The sequence below is a fragment of the Bradyrhizobium sp. Ses1 genome (assembly GCF_059512365.1).
In genome coordinates, this window is the sequence record NZ_JCAMOQ010000019.1 from 1 (window position 1) to 16977 (window position 16977).

The following is a 16977-nucleotide window of genomic DNA, read 5'->3' on the forward strand; positions in this document are numbered from 1 at the left end:
CAAGGCTTCCTCCTAAAAGAAAGCCTTGAATCACGTTCCGTCTGATTTGAGAATCCCAAGAGTCCACACAGCCTAGAATCCGAATAGTTTTGCCGGATTGTGAACAAGGATCTTTTCCAAGGTCGTCTCGTCAGGCGCATGCTTGTACATGAGTTCGAGCAGATCGGCGTCGTTGGGCGGCTGCACGACCGAAACCGGATGCGGCCAGTCGGTGGCCCAGATGCAGCGGTCCGGCGCCGCTTCGATATAGGTGCGCGCGATGGGGATGACATCTTCCCAGGGCGGACCGGCCTTCGAGGTCTTTTCCCCGAGCGACAGCATGACCCAGAAATTGCCCTTCGACAGCAGCTCAAGCATCTTCTGTAGATTCGGATCGTTCTTGCCGTGGGTCGGGTCGGGACGCGCCATGTGATCGATCAGCACCGGCACGTCGAGGGATTGGTACTTCTCGACGCTGGAGATGATGCCGTCCTTCTCCGGCTGGATCTTGACGTACCAGCCGAGCTCGCGGATGCGCGCGATCGCCCGCGCAAAATCCTTGTCCGACAGCACAGCCCCAAGTTCCTGCCGGAAACTGAAGCGCGCGCCGCGGACCCCTGCCTCATGCAGCTTGGCGAGGTAGGCATCATCAGCTTCGGCGAACACCAGCGCGTTGGCACAGCCGCGATAGTTCGGCCCCATTGCCGCCAGACCATCGAGCACGACCGTGTGGTCCGCGCCATAGGTCGTGGTCTGCACGATCACGCCGCGCTCGATCCCGAGCGCCTTGTGCATCCGCAGCGCCGCCTCCCAGGTTGCGGTCGGCATCTGATAGGCAGCGCCCGGACGTACCGGATATTTCTCCAGCGGCCCCAGCACGTGAAACTGGCTGTCGACAGTCTTTGGCGGCGGCAGTTTCGAAGGCCGGCGCGGATTTGGATCGAAGGGCAAGTAGGTCGGCACGGCAAACTCCTTAGTCAATCACGGCGGTGAAATCGCACTGCACCAGCGCGCCGCCTTCCATGTCCATCGGCAGCGCATGACGCGCCGGGCGTGAGTGTTCGTCGGGAAACATCTTCAGCCACTCGGCATTGACAGGCCCGCGCTGCGAACGGTCCTTGAGCCAGACCGTCATCTTGATGATGTCGTCGGTGCTGCCACCGGCAGCCTCGACGGTCGCCTTCATATGCGCGAACATGTTGGCGCATTGCGCTTCCAGGCTCTCCGGCATCGCTCCGGTCGCGGGATCGCGGCCGAGGATGACGCCGGACATCACGAGATTGCCGATGCGAGAGGCGTTCGGGATCGGATTGGCGTGTTTGAATCCGCCGATGTGGATGCTTCTGCGCCGTGCTTGGCCGGTCATCGCTTTCCCTCTGCTGGTCTGGTTCAGGTAAATTGACAGGACACCGAGCCGAACGGTCCGTAGTCGGCGTGGAAGGTATCGCCGCGGCGGATATCGACCGGTCGCGTAAACGATCCGGCGAGCACGACCTCACCTGCGGCCAGTTGCTCGTCATGCGGCGCCAGGCGATTGGCGAGCCAGGCGACGCCGTTGGCCGGATGGTTGAGCACGCCGGCGGCAAGCCCGGTCTCCTCGACCTGTCCATTGCGGAACAGCAGCGCGCCGATCCAGCGTAGATCCGCCTCGAGCGGCCGGAACGGACGGCCGCCGAGCACGAGAGCGGCATTGGCGGCATTGTCCGAAATCGTGTCCATGACCTTACGGGTCTGGCCGGTCTCGGGATCGACGCGATGCATGCGGGTCTCGAGGATTTCGAGCGCGGGCGTCACGTAATCGGTGGCGTTGAGTACGTCGAAGATGGAGCAGTCCGGGCCACGCAGCGGCGCCTTCAGCACGAAGGCAAGCTCGACCTCGATCCGCGGCGCATGGAAGCGATCGAACGGGATCGCGCTCGCATCCGGATAGAACATGTCGGCGAACAGAACGCCATAATCGGGCTCGGCGATGCCGACCGCGTTCTGCATCGCTTTCGAGGTCAGGCCGATCTTGTGGCCCTTGATGACGCGGCCACGATCGAGCTGCAGACGCGTCCAGGCGCGCTGGATCGCATAGGCATCCTCGATCGTGAGATCGGGATGCTCGCGCGTGAACATGGTGATGAGTGTCTTGGTCCGTTCGGCCTCGTCAAGCCGCTCTGCGAGGTGCCGGATGATGGAGGGATCGAGCATGGCGCTATTGCTCCGCAACCACCGCGTTGCGCAGCACGCCGATCCGCGACGACTCCACCTCGACCACATCACCGGGTTTGAGCCAACGCGGCGGATCGAACCGGGCGCCGGCGCCGGTCGGCGTACCGGTCGCGATCATGTCGCCGGGCTTCAGGGTCGCAAATGTGGAGAGATAGGCGATCAGGAAATCGAACGGGAACATCAGCCGCTCGGTACTGTCCTGCTGCCTGACCTCGCCATTGACGCGGGTGATAATGTCGTGCGGTCCTCGCGGATCGCATTCATCCGACGTCACAATCCAGGGGCCGATGCTGCCGGAGCGATCGAAATTCTTGCCCTGCGTGACGTTGAACTTGCCATGATGCAGCCAGTCTCGCACACTGCCCTCGTTGCACAGCGTCATGCCGAAGATATGCGAGAAGGCGTCTTCACGCGCGATGTGCCGACCCTGCCTGCCGATCACGATGACCAGTTCGCCCTCATAGTCGAGCTGGTCGGAGACTTTCGGCTTCTCGATCCCCTGCCCCGATCCGACCACCGACGAGGAATTGCGTACGAACAGGCTCGGATATTTCGGCAGGTCCGAGTTGTCCTTGTATTCGGCGTTGCGGTCCTTGTAGTTCACGCCAATGCACCAGAACTTTTCCGGCGCCAATACTGGCGGCAGCAGCGTCAATTCGTCCAGCGCATGATCGGGACGCTGGCCGGCCGAAGCCTGCCGGGCCGACGAAAGGCCATCGCGTGCGATCAGCGTCTTCAGATCGGGAAATTCTGCGCCGATCCGTACCGTCAGATCGACGACCCCATTGTCATCAGCCACACCATAATGTGGCTGGCCATTCACGAGATAGCTCAATAGTCGCATCGCATGCTTTCCTTCGGCGAGAGTTTCACGCAGTCTGGCCGCTACGCTGGGCACCGGCGGCCGCCAGTTCGCGCCCGCGCGTCTCGGGCAGGGACAGGGTCATCGCCAGGAAGATGATGATGGCGGGCACGACGATCATCATGCCGAGCGCAAGCTGGCCACCGAACCAACCGGCCGCCAGCGGAACGACGATCGGCGCAAAGCTGCCGATGCCGCGGCCCGCCATGTAGATGAAGGATACCGCGGTCGAGCGCACTTCGATCGGATAGATTTCCGACAGCCAGGTGCCGACCACGCCGAGCGCCGAGTTGCCGATCACGAAGGCGATGTAAACCCAGAACATCGGGAAGCCAAACAGACTGCCGGCGAACCTGTCATGCGCAAAGACATAGAGGCCGCAGGCCATCGCGCCCCACGCAAGACCCGGCAACAGCGCGCCGAACCGCCGGCCGAAGGCGTCGTTGAGCAGGCCCATGCTGATATACGAGCAGCCGCCGACGACGGAGGCGATCACCGAGATGTTGCGCACGACTTCAGGCGGCGCACCGAGCGACTTCTGCATCAGTGTCGGCATGAAGACGACGATCCCGTAGTAGCAGAACATGTAGGCCATCATCCACGCCAGGCACATCAGCGAGATCGGCAGCAACCGGCCCTGGAACATCAGCAGCATCGTATTGGTGGTCTTGACCTTGCGCTCGACCAAGCCGCTCTTGCGCGCGCGACCGAACTGCAGCCACGCCTTGGATTCCGGCATGAAGAAGCGGATGAAGATCATCCGCAGGATCGGCGAGCCACCGGTCAGGAGCGCAATGCGCCATCCCCATTCCACGCTGAACGACGTGGTGGCCCAGACCCCGATGATCGAGGCGCCGGCGCTCGCGACGACCGCGCTGCCCTGGATGAAGGCGCTGCCGATACCGCGCCGATCCTTGTTCCAGGCCTCATTGAACAGCACCATGCCGGCGCCCCATTCGCCGCCGAGCCCGATGCCGGTGATGAAGCGGAGCAATGCCAGGCTCCAATAGTCCCAGGCGAACGCCGATGCGATCGACCCGGCGGCGAACACGCCGAGCGTGAGCTGCAGTGCCTGCTTGCGGCCAATGCGGTCGCCGAGCCAGCCGAATAGCGCGCCGCCGATCACCGACCCGATCAAGGTCAGGCTCGTCACGCTCGCGACCTGAGTCAGCGAAATTCCTAGCGACGACTGTATCGAGCTCATCAGGAACGGCATGATGAGCACGTCGTAGAGATCGAGCGCAAAGCCCAGCATGCAGGAGAAGATGATCGCGGCGCGCTCGCCGGTCGTGTAGCTGCCGATTGCGGAAAGCGAGGATTGTTCGGTCATATCTGTCTTACTGGTATACGATCTCAATCGGTCGACTTCGGTGCCTGGAACACGGCGCGCAGGGTGACGATCTCTCCGAGCCGGGCATAACGTGGGCCTGCGATACGCGCGATCGGATCAAGCGCCTCGGTTTCCACCTTGCCGTTGTTCACGAGCCCATCCCGGAGATGGAACATCAGGACCTCGCCGACAATCAGCCGGCTGCGAGCCTCGCCGAATTCGAGACATTGGTGAAACCGGCATTCCATGGCGACCGGCGGCGCGGCGAGCCGCGGCACCTTGATGCGTTCGCTCGGCACGGTCTCGAGCTTGAGCAATTCGACTTCGCTCACCTCGGGCGGATGCTCGACCGAACTCTCATGCAACGCCGTCATCAGCGGCGTGTCGGCGATGTGAATGACGTATTCTTCGGTATCGAGAATATTATGCGCGGTGTCCTTGTAGACGCCGGCCTTGCGGCCGATGCTGATGGCGAGCATCGGCGGCTTCTGCGAGACAAAGGTGAAGGCGCTGAAGGGGGCGAGATTGAGCACACCTTTGCGCGACATGCTGGTCACCCAGGCGATCGGCCGCGGCACGACGATGCCGGTCATCAGCCGGTAGATGCGTTCCGCGCCGAGTTCTGAGGGGTCAATCTGCATGCTGCCTCGAAGCTTGACTGGCGTATGCGCGCCGGCCTCAATCGGCCCGGATGTTCGCCTTGCGGACGATGGGAATCCACTTGGCGTCTTCGCGTGTCAAATAGGCCGTGAACTCCGCAGGTGACATGGCGACGGCCTCGGCGCCGAGCTTGTCGAATTTCTCGACGACCGCGGGATCCTTCAGGATCTCCGCCATGGTGTCGTGCAGCTTCGTTACGATCGCGTCCGGCGTACCGGCCGGTGCGAACAGGCCGGTGAAGGTCTGCGCGTCGAAATCCTTGTAGCCGAGTTCGGCGAAGGTCGGCACGTCGGGCATCGAGGCGAGGCGATGTGCGCTGGTGACTGCAAGCACACGGACCGCGCCGCTCTTGACGAAGGGCAGCGCGACGGAAACCTGGTCGAACGCAAACTGCACCTGCCCGCCGATCAAGTCATTGGTCGCCGGCGCGTTGCCACGGTAATGCACTGTGACCCATTGCAGGCCGAGCTCCGATTGCGCCAGTTCGCTGAGCAAATGATTGGTCGTCCCCGCTCCCGGGGACGCCATCGTGAGCTTGCCCGGCTCGCGGCGCGCCAGGTCCAGAAACTCCTTCAACGTCTTTGCCTGAACGGAGGGATGAACCTCGAGCACCAAGGGCGTCATCGAGATGGTCGTGATCGGGAGGAAATCCCGTTTCCAGACATAGGCCTCGCGCTTGTTGATCTCGGGGGCGAACAGCACCGGGCCGTTGGCGCCAATGAACAGCGTGTATCCATCCTTCGCCGATTTCGCGAACGCCTCGCCCGCGATCAGGCCACCGGCGCCGGACTTGTTTTCCACGATGAATGCCTGCCCGAGCCGTTGCTGCAGCTTGTCAGCTACGATGCGGGCAGCGCTGTCGACATTGCCGCCGGCAAGATATGGCACGATCAGGCGGACATTGCGCTCCGGCCATGTCTGGGCTGCGACCGGTCCAGCGACTATCGCCGCGATGGCAGCGACCGCAACAGCGAGAAACCTCATGTGACATCCTCCCAAAGCCGCGGCGGATGAGGTCTCCACCCTGTTCTTGTTGAGTGTCCGATCGGCATCGTCTAGCCGACGCCTCGATGCGATGCGATGCGAGATCATTCGGCGAGCGGGCTTTACTTGTCGACGGCTTTGCGCCAATTCTGTCCACATTATGGACGGCAAGCCATGATCACGGAACCGAGGCAAGGTGCCCAGGCGATCCGACGAGCGCTGATGGTGCTGCGCATCCTCGCCGCTGGCAGGGAGAGCGGAGTACCGCTTACCGAAGTGGTGCAGGCGACCGGGCTGACGCGGCCGACGGTGCACCGGATCGTTCACGTGCTGATCGAGGAAGGCATCGTCGAACGGCACGAGAAGACCGGCCGCTATGCGATCGGCGGACAGGTGCCGGAATTGGCGCTGGCGCGCCCCTCGCGTTCACCCCTGCTTGCCGCAGCGGACGATATCCTGGCGCGAACCTCGCAGCGGGTCGGCGACACATTGTTCCTGACGGTACGTACCGGCAATGATACGCTATGCGTCGATCGCAGGATCGGCTTCTATCCGATCCAGGTGCTGTCGATCGAAGTCGGCGCCAGACGTCCGCTCGGCGTCAGCAGTGCAGGTGTTGCGATTCTTGCCGCGATGCCGACGCCCGACGCCCGCAAGATCGTGACTGCCAATGAAGTGCGGTTTGCCGGGTATCGCACCAGCGTGGCGACGGTGCTTTCACAAATCGCCTTGGCCAAGCGCAGAGGCTATAATCTGCGCGAGGCCGGTCTGGTGCAGGGAACGAAATCGCTGTCCACCTGGATCAAGACCCCCGATCGCCAGCCGGCCGCGGCGATCACCGTATCAGCAGTTCGCACGAGACTCGGACCGCGCCGAGAGCAAGAGGTCGCCGAGATTTTGCTGGAGGCGGCACTCGCGATCGAGAAGAAGATTGAGTCTCTCCCTTAGAGGAACTTGACCAGACTCATCTGGTAAAGCATCGATGTCGTTTGATAAGACGCCTGCAGTGCAGTCTGCAGTGCCAGGATTTTGGTCGCGACTTCGTCGTCATTGATGCCTTCGATAGAATCCAGCATCGTTTGCGCCATCGCCTTGGTCTGAACCTGCCGATCGGTGGCCGCTTTGATCGAGCCCTGCGCGCCGGCGAAGTCGGCCTGGATATTTTCAATCGTCTGGGTCCCCGGCACCGTCGCCAAACTGTTTGCGACGCGCTGGTTGAGCGCAGTAACTTGGGCATTGGCATAGGGATCCGTTGCCGACGTCGTTACGGCCGCGAACACTGCCACCGTCTGCAGTTGCGACCGCAATGCCGGTTCGTCGGCTCTGGCGCCATACTGCACCGTGATGGATGTATCGATCTGGGCTACTGCCGATCCGCGCGCCGGTCCGTTCGCCGCAGTATTCTGTTCGCCGTTGTACCAGATCACGGTGTTGTCGGGAGTGCCGGCCACAAGCGTGGTGCCCGACGCAAGCGGCGTCGTCCCGACGCGCAGCGGAGGTTGATCGAAAAAGTTCTCACCGGCTTCCATCGCCGACGCCGCCACCATCGGACCGTTCGCCAGATTCTTCATCGAGGTCCCGAGCGCCGTGTTCAGATTGGCCGCGGTCGCGGTGGTATCGGCACCAATCAGGAAGCTGTTGGCGGCAAGCGGCGTGGTGTTCGATGCCGTCATGACGATATCTTCCTTGGTGCCATCAGGCATGGTGAAGGTGAACTTGACCTGGTCACCCGGCTTCGGATTGGTCGCGCCAAGATCGACCGACATGGACTTCTGCACCGGTGTCGCCGGCGGCGCCGGCGGAACAGTCGCGGGCAGGTCGACGGGCTGGGTGACAGTAGCGCCCGTTATATTTGTAGATACGCCGGTGAGCTTGATCCCGAACGGCTGCGCCTGCTGCGGAGGCGCCGGTGTTGCATCCTCCTCGGTGAGAACAACTGAAGTTGCCGGCGTACCGACGGCACTGCCGACGCGACCGTTCTGATTGACACCGAGATCAGCGATCTTTCGCTCGGTGATGACCTGCTTCAGTCCGGCGACCTGCGCGCCACGACCGTTCATGATCTCATCGGCCGATGCCACAGGGGCGGTATCCGTAGCACGGCCGGAAAACAGATAGCGATCGCCTGACTTCGCGTTGAGCATGTCGACTGAATCGGTGAAGTCGAGCAATGCGGTCTTCTGCCCCGAGGTATGACCCGCATCGTCGAGATCCGAGCTTGCGCTGACGGCGGCGCCCTTCACTTCCGACCCGATCTTCACCAACTGCTGCAGTGAAAGGTTAGTGACACCAATGCGCGTGTTCAGATTGGTCGCAGTATCGGAATAGGCTCCTATCCCTGTGATCTGCGCGCGTAGCGCGATCGCAAGGCTGCGACCACTACCCTGCCCCGCGTAAGTATTGGAGATCTTGCCGGACGCGAGTTGCTGCGTCAGCGTATCAAGCTGACTGCGCAAATCGAGAATGCCCGAGCCGATGTAGGATGTGCGTTGACTAACCCCGGATATCGTCATTGCTGCCTCACAATACCTGCATCAGGGTTTTGTACATGTCGTTGACTGCCGACATCACGCGCGCGTTTGCCGAATAAGCATTCTGTAACGACAAGAGATGCGCCATTTCTTCATCCATGTTCACGCCCGAGGACGTCGACATCTTCTGCTGGAGCGTACTGAGCACGACGTTCTGACCATCGGCAAGCTGCTTCGCCGCGTCGGCGTCCGCCCCCTGCTGACTGGTGAATTGCCGCATGAAGCTGAGCAGCGTGCCCTTGAACGGTGCGCTCGCACTACCAACCCCGCTCTGCGCACCGAACGTGTAACTCGCGTTGCTTAGCTGATTGAGGATGAACGAGGGCCGTGTGGTGTCTCCTGCGGGCGTCGAACTCCCGTACGTCACGAGCTTGGCAGGATCATTGATCAGCGCGCTGTTGACCGTCAGGCGTCCGGCAAGACCCGTTATCTGAGATCCGGACGCGCTGATCGCACCGCTGTAAGGTGCCCCGCTGTCAGTGAAGAGGGCGATCTGCGGGCTGCCATCGTTCAACGCATTCGGGTTCTTGGTGACCGTAACCGAAGCGCTATCGATCCGGGCGAAAGCGGGATTGCTCAGAACGCTCAGCGATGTGCTTGTTCCGCTGAATGTGACGCTGCCGCCCAGTGCAGCATTGAGCTGATCGAGCACCGACGAGAACGATCCGGAGAAATCGATCCCGATCACCTGATCATTCGGATTCGCGGTCGCATCGTTCGACAACGGCAGCACGCGGGGGTCATCAACGCGCACGAAGGAGATTTCGCGCTGCTGATTGGTCGCCGCATCAGTGTAAGTGAGATGAATGACGTTGCCGGATTTCATGCCCGAGATATCGAGCGCAAACCCCGAAGGCGTTCCGGCCGGGACTGGCGAACCCGTTATCGGCGTGCCCGCTGTTGTCTGATCGGACAACGCGCTCGACAGCGACGCAGCAAACTGGTCGAGCTGGTTCTGTGCCGTGACTAACGTCTTGTCTCGTAGCTCGGTATAAGCCGCGATCTTGCCCGATTTGATCGCACCGGTAGCCGTGAGATCGATCGATGCGCCGCTGCCCGGAAACTCAAGTACGACGGAGCCAAGCTGGCTCTGATTGGGATCGCTGCTCCACGTCGTATTTGCACCAACGGTGGCCTGAGCATTGAACGACAGGGTCGCGGCTTCGTTGCCCACGAGCTGGATGCCGGAGCCGGTAAAAACCGTGACCTGGTTGACGCTATTGGTCGTGACACGGATGTCCATCAGCTCTGAAAGCTGATTCACATATTGATCGCGTTGATCGAGCAATGCGGCGGTCGACGCATCGGTAGACGTGCCGCCGGATGGATTAGCCATCAATTTGTTGTTGATTGACGCTATCTGCTTGAGCAGATTGTTCGCCGTCGTGACCGAGTCCTTGATGCCGGTCTCTGCGGTCCCGCGCAAGGTTTGAATACCTTGCGTCATCGAGTTCAGTTGTTGCGTCAGCGTCGACGCCGCGTTGAGAACGCCTATTCGGGCCGACTGGCTGTCAGCGCTGGTATTGAGCGCCTGCAGCGCTGTCGTGAGGTTGTTAAATGCGCTCTCCAGCGTTCCGATTGAACCCGGATCTCCATAGAGGCTTTGCAGTTGCTGCAGAACGTTCGAGCGAAGCGAGGCGTACGACGCGCCCGACGTTTCCGTGCGCAACTGCGCCTGGATATATTGATCCAGTTCACGATTGATCCCGGCGACGACAACGTTGCTGCCATGCGCACCGGCATAGGACGTGACCTGGTCGACCGTCTTGCGAACGTAGCCGGGCGTTTCCGCATTGGCGACGTTCGACGAGACCAGCGAAATCGCCGCCTGATTGGCGCGAAGGCCGGACATGGCGATGGCGAGGGCGTCATTCAGACTCATGACAAGACTGCTCTCAAGCGGTTACGTGCGCGCCCGGTGTCAATTACCGCATCACGTTGAGGAGATCCTGGACCATCGTGTTCGTTGTCGTGATCACCTTGGTGTTCGCCGAATAGGCCTGCTGCGTCACGATCAATTTCGTGAATTCGTCGGCGATATCCGTGTTCGACGATTCCAGCGACGAGCCCGAAATGCTCCCGCCTTTCCCATAGAGCGCGTCTCCGGATTCGTTGGTCACTTCAAAGGCGCCGCCGTCGACACGCTTCAGGAAGTTGGCGCCGTTGAAGGTAGCAATGGAGACCTCCGCAAGATCGATGGTGCGGCCGTTCGAGTAGGTGCCGACGACACGTCCCTCGTCGCTGACCGACACGCTTTGCAGTTGACCCGCGGCGTAACCGTCCTGCTGCAGTTGGTTCACCTGCACGTTGCCATTGGTGTCCGCAAACGACGTTAGTCCGCCGGTGCCAAATGCCATTGTGACGTTACCGAGGCTGGTCCCATCCACGGTAAGCCCGGACAGCGTGATCTGACTGACCACCGGCTGCATCTGTCCGTTCGGACCAAACTTGAAGTCCGTTCCGACGTTCTGCCAGGCAACGGTGTTTCCGGTCGCGTTGGAATTGACCTGGTAGAAGAGATTCCAGGTGTCTGTCCCACCCATGGTGGACGATTCGACTTTGGCCCATCGGAACTGCAGGTTCACCGGAGCGCCATTGCCGTCATACACGGTCCTCGCGCCCCCGCTGATCGACTCATCCAGAAAGGCTTGCTTGTCGCTGCCAATGACGACGCCGGTGCCGGCTGTCCCGCCGCCGGCGCGCATCCCGACAACGGTGCCCGAGAAGCCCAACGCTTGAAACGCTGCGACAGCCGATGCGGATGAACCTGCGGCCAGGCTGAAGTCATTTGCCGTACCCGTATTCAAGGTGATTGCACCGGTGCTCGACACGCTGGACGCCGGTGATGGCGAAGCATTGCCTGTGAGACCGTCAATTGTGGTTAAAAGGCTTCCAACCGTCGCGGTGGAGAGATCGACAAAGGTAGTGCCAGCGACAGGCGCGGGCGCGGCTCCAGTATAGAATGAGATCGTGTTGGTTGTCGTGACACCGCCCGTGGTGGTCTTCAGCACCAGAGTGTCACCGCTGGCAAAGCCCGCCGTGAGCGAATCCGTGCCCGCCGCACTCACGAGGGACGTTGCTGCGGAAATAGGTTTCGCGATCGTCTCGAGGTTGTTCCGCGCATTACCGGTCACGGGTGTATTGGCAAACGGCGTCGCGGCCGTTCCAAGGGTTCGTGGATTGGATATGAAATCGGCAGGCCTCAGCAATTCCGAGCCTGGCACTGACGCTTGGCGCTTGGCTGTCAGCGGGGTGCTGGCGAGATTGGCGCGATAGTCGATCTTGGTGGTTGCTTGCGACGGCAGGAAATCGTTCTGGAACCTCAGGACTTCCGGCGTACTTCCGGCGGGATTTCCGGTCGTCGGATCAATCTTCACGCCCTCGAGATAATAGCCTGCACCGTTAACGAGGTATCCGTTTTGGTCCAGCGTAAAGTCGCCGCGCCTTGTGTACCGGTTGACGCCGTCGAATATCGGCTGGTTGTCGGACATGCTGCCCGGCTTTTGCACGGCGAAGAAGCCGTCGCCGTTGATCGCCATGTAGGTGGAGACCGAAGCCGACTGAACCGAGCCGGCAATCGTGTTGGTGCTGCGCGAGTTTGCCACCACGCTGCCCGCGAGCTGTGCGTTCGTGCCAGTGTCTGGAATGAGATCAAGGAAGCTGGTGTCAATCCGCTTGAAGCCGGTCGTCTGCGAGTTCGCGATGTTACCGGAAATGTTTTCCAGCGCGTACGAGTTTGCCCGCAGTCCGGCGACGGACGTGGTCAGGGCGCCGAAGATACCCATTACATCATCTCCAATTGGATCCGGGCGGCCGCCGGGATGTTTTGGGTGTCATGGCCGCAACCGCTGCGATCGTTGCAAGCCGCCTGCCAACGAAAAAGCACAATGAAGTCAGATAGATAGATCTGCGAGATACCGGCGAAGCCGGATCAAAATTGCCGGACCGAGCAACTTTTGCCGACCTGTTCGCGTGTCGTGAATGCGACGTCCCTTGCCGGGGATGTCGTATTCCCGAGGTCAATTGACTGTAGCGAAGCCGAGCGAGTCGCGGACGGCCGGCTCAATGCGCTCTGGCGTCCACGGCGGATCGAACGTCATCTCGACATCGACCGAGCCGACGCCCGGCACCTCCGCGACACAGCTCGTCACGCCTTCTTGCAGGAAACCGGTCGCGGGGCATCCCGGGGCGGTCGCCGTCATTGTGATGCGGACGGCGTCTGCGACGACCGAGATGTCATAGACGAAGCCGAGATCGACGATGTTGTGACCGAGCTCGGGATCGATCACGACACGCAGCGCGTCCCGAATCCGGCTGGCGAGTTCGCTTGTCATGACGGAGCCCTCACCGTCAGTTCGTAGGTCGCGCCGTCAGGCGTGAACCCGCCGAGCCAGCGATATCCACGCTTCTCGAGCTGCGGGAGCAGAAAGACGGGCTCGCGGCGCAGCAGCGCGGAAAGAGTCTCGCCGGGACCCAGTTTCTCGGCAGCCGCAAGGATCCGGACCATAGGCTCAGGAGGATCGAGATCGCGATTGTCGAGCTTCACGACAGGCTCCGGCCAATTGTCGAAGCTCGGCGTTCCGCTCGGAGTGGCCGTGTTCTCCGTCGCCTCCGCCGGCGTGAACAGAACTTCCCATTCGCCGCCGTCGAGCGCGCGCTCGGAATGCATGAACCCTCTCTCTGCCATCACGGCGAATAGCGGGATCGGCTTGAACGTGACGTAAAGGCGGAGCCCCTGCCCTGGCTCCAGGCGTTCGATTGCGGCCATGATGACCGAGAACGGCTCGCCTCCGGTGCGCAGGATCGGACGGACATCTACGTCGATGTATTCGGTCATGCTTCTTCCCTCCGTTTCGTTTTAGTTCCTTGCAAACAGCAGATGGGGCGCGCGGGCGCCGCCCGGAAAGCGCAGCGGGTTCGCGACATCAGCGAGCTGCCGTGTCCGGATCACTTCGCGAACGATGCCGATAACTCCGGCCGTCATCGCCATCGCAGCCGCTTGGAATCCCGACGGTTGGTCGACCAGCAGCATCAGCGTTCCGGTCCAGACGGCCGCGTAGTAGATCACGAACCACTTCGATGCCCTCCGCTCTGCGACGAGGTCCTGAACGCGGGGAGTCGGAGTTCGTCCCATCACCGGACCATAGGTCTCGAGCCAGGTCAGGAAAGCTACGATCTTGTAGAGTTTGGCGAGGACCAGGCCCGACAGCCAGCCGAAGACGGCAAGGAAGGCGAACGCGCCGACATGCGCTGCAAAGTCGCCGGTCAAGACAAGCGCAGCCCCCAGAAGCGCGGTTGCCGCCAGGCTCGCGAAAGACAGCGTCGCCATCCGCGTGTTGAGCTCGAGCTGGCGCCGCTTGCGAGCGCGGAAGATTGCGAACACGTCGCGCCCGTATAGGGCCGCAGTCACGAGGCCAAGGACGGCAGCTATCGATAGCGCGACATTCAGTCCGGCAAAGACCTCGATCGCGAGCACACCACCGACCACTGTGACGGCGATCGCGAGCCCGCCGGCCAATAGCGTCGTGCCGCTTTTCCGGTCGTCGACGTCAGGCGAAAGCATGAACATGGACAACAGTCGGTAACTGACGCCCATCGCCGTCATCGTCAGCCAGCCGCCAAGACCGGCGATCGCGTGCAGCGGCACGCCGCCAGCCAGAATGTATTGCCCGGCCGATCCCGCCCACCCCGCCAGCGCGAACGCGAACATCGCGCCGAAGACGACGGTGACACAGAGCGAGGCCAAGCCAACGAGGACAAAGCGAGCCGGCCCCACCGGCCGCAGCCATGCGGTCAGCCCGAGATCGACGACGATCAGCCCGAATCCAGCGACCAGCAGGACTGCGCCGAGCGGAAGCAGCCACAGCCAGGCCGGCAGCCGACCACCCAATGCCAGGAAGCCCGCGAGCAGCGAGGCGAGACCGGCGGTCAGAAGGCCCAGAGCAGGCAAAGCCCACTTCTCCGAGAACAGCGGCTTCGCCACGAGCACAGGCACGAACTGGAACAGCGCGCCGCACATTGCGAGGCTCAGCCATCCGATGCAGACCACGTGCACGAGGACGAGCGTGTCCGGCGATGCAAGATCGGCCGCGGGAAAGCCGACGCCCGCAACCATCAGCGCCAGCGCGACGAACAGCCAGGCGATCGCCATCGCGAAGTAGCTCATCGTCCATCGTGATATGCTGGCGCCGATCATAGTGATCTCAGAACTTTCTCTGCATCGTCGCTTGATGGCGGTAACCGTAGGTCGCCGCGATCACAGGCTCTTTGTCGGAGCACAAATTGCAGTGTCCTTCACGTAGGTGTTTGATCCCCGACAAAGATGGCAACGCCCCTGATCTGCAATATTGGAAGCGTCATCAACGGAGGACGCGATGCGGATTTTCGAAAGATTGCGACGACGCAGCCGAAGAGATCGCGTGATCGAACGCAAACTTTTCGAGGCCATCACCGACGATATTCTACGGAAGCTCGAGGACCGAACGTCGATCCTGATTTTCCCCGAGAGCAAGGCTGCCTGCTGTCCGGTCGAAGAGAAGGTGCGTCAGTAGGTCCGGTTTGCGCTATATCAATGCGCCTGAGGCCTTTCGCAATGAGGATTGCGATCTTGAACCCGACCGTGCACGCACGGACGGGTTTCTGGCGCTGCGTTTCTCGTGCCGGCGACTCGGGCGTCTGTTACGACGTTTGGATGGACGAGGCTGTACTCGTCCATCCGGCTCAGAAGCGAAGCTGGGACCGGTCAACCGTCACTTGGACGCAGTCTTGCCGGCTTCGAGTTTGTCGAAGAGCGTCGCAAACACCTGCTTTGCCTTGCCGCTCTGTGGGACCGCCTTGGCCTGATCGACGTTGCCGGGCGTTCCGACCACGATCATGGCGACCATGCCCATGCCGTAGTGAGGCAGACATTTCACGCCGTAGACACCCTCCTTGTCGAACTTGACGGCGATATCTTCGCCGTTCTTGCCGACGAAGGGCGTTGCGCCGTCGGGAAGCATGCCCTTGATGGACTCGGCGTTGTGACCCTTGTCGGTGGACAGGAACTTCACGGTGTCGCCGGGTGCGATCTTCACGAAGGACGGCTCGAATACCATCACACCTTCGGTCCCCCTGTTCAGGAGCTTGACTTCCACGTCCGCCGCCTGGGCGCTTCCGGCCAAGATTAGAACCGCCGCAGCGCCCGCCAATATCGCAATTTGTCTCATGCTTTCCATTTCCTGAAACTTGCGCCCGAACTCCACCGGGCTCCCGCGTGTCAGATATCCCCGCCTCGCCCGGCCCAGGTTGCGCCAGCTCAACTTGGTCGTAGAATCCTGGACTAAGAACCTGACGAGCCGTTGAGGCTTGCATCGGCCGCGGACAGTCCCCGCGGCATATTGGAACGAGGATATCCATGGCTGCAGTCGACCGCTCGCTGGTCGCGAACCTGCCGATGTTCGCCGGGCTTACGCCGACCGAACAGGACGAACTGCTGCGCGAGGCGCGCTCGATCCGATACCCGAAGGGAGCCGCGGTGTTCGACCAGGGTGCGGAAGCGGATCGCTTCTTCGTTTTGCTTCATGGACATCTTCGCGTCGAGAAGACCACATCGCAGGGGCAGCAGTCTGTGGTCCGCTACGTCTCGGCCGGCGAGCTCTTCGGCGTCGCACAGGCCATGAACCTGACGCACTATCCGGCAACCGCCGTCGCCGCCGTGGACAGCATCGCGCTCGCCTGGCCTTCCTCTTCCTGGCACCGCCTGATCGTCAAATATCCAAGCCTCGCCAGCACCGCGCTTCAGACTGTGGGCAGCCGTCTTCAAGATACGCAGGCACGCGTCATGGAGATGTCGAGCGAGCAGGTCGAGCAGCGCGTCGCCCATGCGCTGCTGCGCCTCGCCAAACAGGCCGGCAAGAAAGTCGATGCCGGTGTCGAGATCGACTTCCCGATCAGCCGGCAGGACGTCGCCGAGATGACCGGAACGACGCTGCATACCGTCAGCCGGATTCTCAGCGCGTGGGAGCAGCAGGGCCTGGTCGAGGGTGGCAGGCAGCGCATCGTTCTGCGCGACACACATCGGCTGCATAGTCTCGCCGAAGGCGAAGAAGCCGTTCGGGCAAACAAGCGCGCGCCTTAAGCCGCTCTCGCCGTATCCATAAGCTTCGACACGAAGACGTCGGTGTCTACGCCGTGTTCGCCGCATGCTTCTTCGATCGAGTGGAAAGCGCCGATCGGACAGCCGACACAGAGCATCCTGAAGTCGAGAAAGACACCTATCGCGAGCGGCCATCGACGCATCACGTCGTCGACCATCATATCCGCGGTAGGCACTGCGTTCGATTTCATGTCGCTACCTTAACGTGTCAGCCCTCAGTTCTCTTTGATCATCCGCAAATTCTCAAGCAGATCGCTTCGTCGAACAAATCGACATCTCCTTG

At 61.6% G+C, this 16977-nt stretch carries 18 protein-coding genes; 3 read left to right on the forward strand and 15 right to left on the reverse strand.

Annotated elements, in window-relative coordinates:
• Positions 1 to 72: 72 nt before the first annotated feature.
• Genes AC5ZG5_RS21760 through AC5ZG5_RS21790 form a run of 7 tightly spaced genes read right to left on the reverse strand, consistent with a single transcriptional unit; the run spans position 73 to position 6029 of the window.
• Complete coding sequence (locus tag AC5ZG5_RS21760) at positions 73 to 942, reverse strand: amidohydrolase family protein (RefSeq protein WP_456642658.1); 870 nt, start codon at positions 940 to 942, stop codon at positions 73 to 75.
• A gap of 10 nt (positions 943 to 952) precedes the next feature.
• On the reverse strand, positions 953 to 1345 hold the full coding sequence (locus tag AC5ZG5_RS21765; protein ID WP_130224030.1) for a RidA family protein: 393 nt from the start codon (positions 1343 to 1345) through the stop codon (positions 953 to 955).
• Between the two features lie 23 nt (positions 1346 to 1368).
• A complete protein-coding gene (hpaH, locus tag AC5ZG5_RS21770) occupies positions 1369 to 2172 on the reverse strand; it encodes a 2-oxo-hept-4-ene-1,7-dioate hydratase (protein WP_456642659.1) in 804 nt (267 codons plus the stop codon).
• Positions 2173 to 2176: 4 nt separating this feature from the next.
• On the reverse strand, positions 2177 to 3037 hold the full coding sequence (locus AC5ZG5_RS21775) for a fumarylacetoacetate hydrolase family protein (protein ID WP_456642660.1): 861 nt from the start codon (positions 3035 to 3037) through the stop codon (positions 2177 to 2179).
• 25 nt (positions 3038 to 3062) lie between these two features.
• The gene (locus AC5ZG5_RS21780) at positions 3063 to 4385 is read right to left on the reverse strand and encodes an MFS transporter (protein WP_456642661.1); all 1323 of its coding nucleotides are present in this window, start codon (positions 4383 to 4385) and stop codon (positions 3063 to 3065) included.
• A gap of 23 nt (positions 4386 to 4408) precedes the next feature.
• Positions 4409 to 5026 carry a flavin reductase family protein gene (locus tag AC5ZG5_RS21785; protein WP_456642662.1) on the reverse strand — a complete coding sequence of 206 codons (618 nt, stop codon included), beginning with the start codon at positions 5024 to 5026 and terminating at the stop codon, positions 4409 to 4411.
• Between the two features lie 37 nt (positions 5027 to 5063).
• Entirely contained in the window at positions 5064 to 6029 is a 966-nt protein-coding gene (locus AC5ZG5_RS21790; protein WP_456642663.1) for a Bug family tripartite tricarboxylate transporter substrate binding protein, read from the reverse strand.
• Between the two features lie 174 nt (positions 6030 to 6203).
• Here AC5ZG5_RS21790 and AC5ZG5_RS21795 point away from each other — a divergent pair, with 174 nt between their 5' ends.
• Positions 6204 to 6977, forward strand: coding sequence for an IclR family transcriptional regulator (locus tag AC5ZG5_RS21795; RefSeq protein ID WP_456642664.1), 774 nt, complete (start codon positions 6204 to 6206; stop codon positions 6975 to 6977).
• On the opposite strand, the gene AC5ZG5_RS21800 is transcribed toward AC5ZG5_RS21795, so the two are convergent.
• The 6 genes from AC5ZG5_RS21800 to AC5ZG5_RS21825 form a co-directional block, all read right to left on the reverse strand.
• The gene (locus tag AC5ZG5_RS21800) at positions 6974 to 8542 is read right to left on the reverse strand and encodes a flagellar biosynthesis protein FlgL (RefSeq protein ID WP_456642665.1); all 1569 of its coding nucleotides are present in this window, start codon (positions 8540 to 8542) and stop codon (positions 6974 to 6976) included. The genes AC5ZG5_RS21795 and AC5ZG5_RS21800 overlap by 4 nt on opposite strands.
• Before the next feature lie 7 nt (positions 8543 to 8549).
• Positions 8550 to 10442 carry a flagellar hook-associated protein FlgK gene (gene flgK / locus AC5ZG5_RS21805; protein ID WP_456642666.1) on the reverse strand — a complete coding sequence of 631 codons (1893 nt, stop codon included), beginning with the start codon at positions 10440 to 10442 and terminating at the stop codon, positions 8550 to 8552.
• Between the two features lie 43 nt (positions 10443 to 10485).
• Positions 10486 to 12345 carry a flagellar hook-basal body complex protein gene (locus AC5ZG5_RS21810; RefSeq protein WP_130224012.1) on the reverse strand — a complete coding sequence of 620 codons (1860 nt, stop codon included), beginning with the start codon at positions 12343 to 12345 and terminating at the stop codon, positions 10486 to 10488.
• Positions 12346 to 12579: 234 nt separating this feature from the next.
• Positions 12580 to 12894 (reverse strand): metal-sulfur cluster assembly factor, encoded by a 315-nt coding sequence (locus tag AC5ZG5_RS21815; protein WP_456642667.1) that lies wholly within the window; start codon positions 12892 to 12894, stop codon positions 12580 to 12582.
• Complete coding sequence (locus AC5ZG5_RS21820; protein WP_456642668.1) at positions 12891 to 13397, reverse strand: DUF2249 domain-containing protein; 507 nt, start codon at positions 13395 to 13397, stop codon at positions 12891 to 12893. Before AC5ZG5_RS21820 ends, AC5ZG5_RS21815 begins: the two co-directional genes overlap by 4 nt.
• 21 nt (positions 13398 to 13418) lie before the next feature.
• Positions 13419 to 14726 carry a hypothetical protein gene (locus tag AC5ZG5_RS21825; RefSeq protein ID WP_456642669.1) on the reverse strand — a complete coding sequence of 436 codons (1308 nt, stop codon included), beginning with the start codon at positions 14724 to 14726 and terminating at the stop codon, positions 13419 to 13421.
• Positions 14727 to 14979: 253 nt separating this feature from the next.
• Here AC5ZG5_RS21825 and AC5ZG5_RS21830 point away from each other — a divergent pair, with 253 nt between their 5' ends.
• Positions 14980 to 15111 (forward strand): hypothetical protein, encoded by a 132-nt coding sequence (locus AC5ZG5_RS21830; protein ID WP_283806988.1) that lies wholly within the window; start codon positions 14980 to 14982, stop codon positions 15109 to 15111.
• Between the two features lie 198 nt (positions 15112 to 15309).
• Here AC5ZG5_RS21830 and AC5ZG5_RS21835 read toward each other — a convergent pair whose 3' ends face one another.
• Positions 15310 to 15765 (reverse strand): pseudoazurin, encoded by a 456-nt coding sequence (locus AC5ZG5_RS21835; protein ID WP_130224006.1) that lies wholly within the window; start codon positions 15763 to 15765, stop codon positions 15310 to 15312.
• 188 nt (positions 15766 to 15953) lie between these two features.
• Between AC5ZG5_RS21835 and AC5ZG5_RS21840 the strand changes: the two genes are divergently transcribed.
• Positions 15954 to 16676, forward strand: coding sequence for a Crp/Fnr family transcriptional regulator (locus AC5ZG5_RS21840; RefSeq protein ID WP_456642670.1), 723 nt, complete (start codon positions 15954 to 15956; stop codon positions 16674 to 16676).
• Here AC5ZG5_RS21840 and AC5ZG5_RS21845 read toward each other — a convergent pair.
• The gene (locus AC5ZG5_RS21845) at positions 16673 to 16885 is read right to left on the reverse strand and encodes a DUF1858 domain-containing protein (RefSeq protein ID WP_130224002.1); all 213 of its coding nucleotides are present in this window, start codon (positions 16883 to 16885) and stop codon (positions 16673 to 16675) included. The genes AC5ZG5_RS21840 and AC5ZG5_RS21845 overlap by 4 nt on opposite strands.
• Between the last annotated feature and the right edge of the window lie 92 nt (positions 16886 to 16977).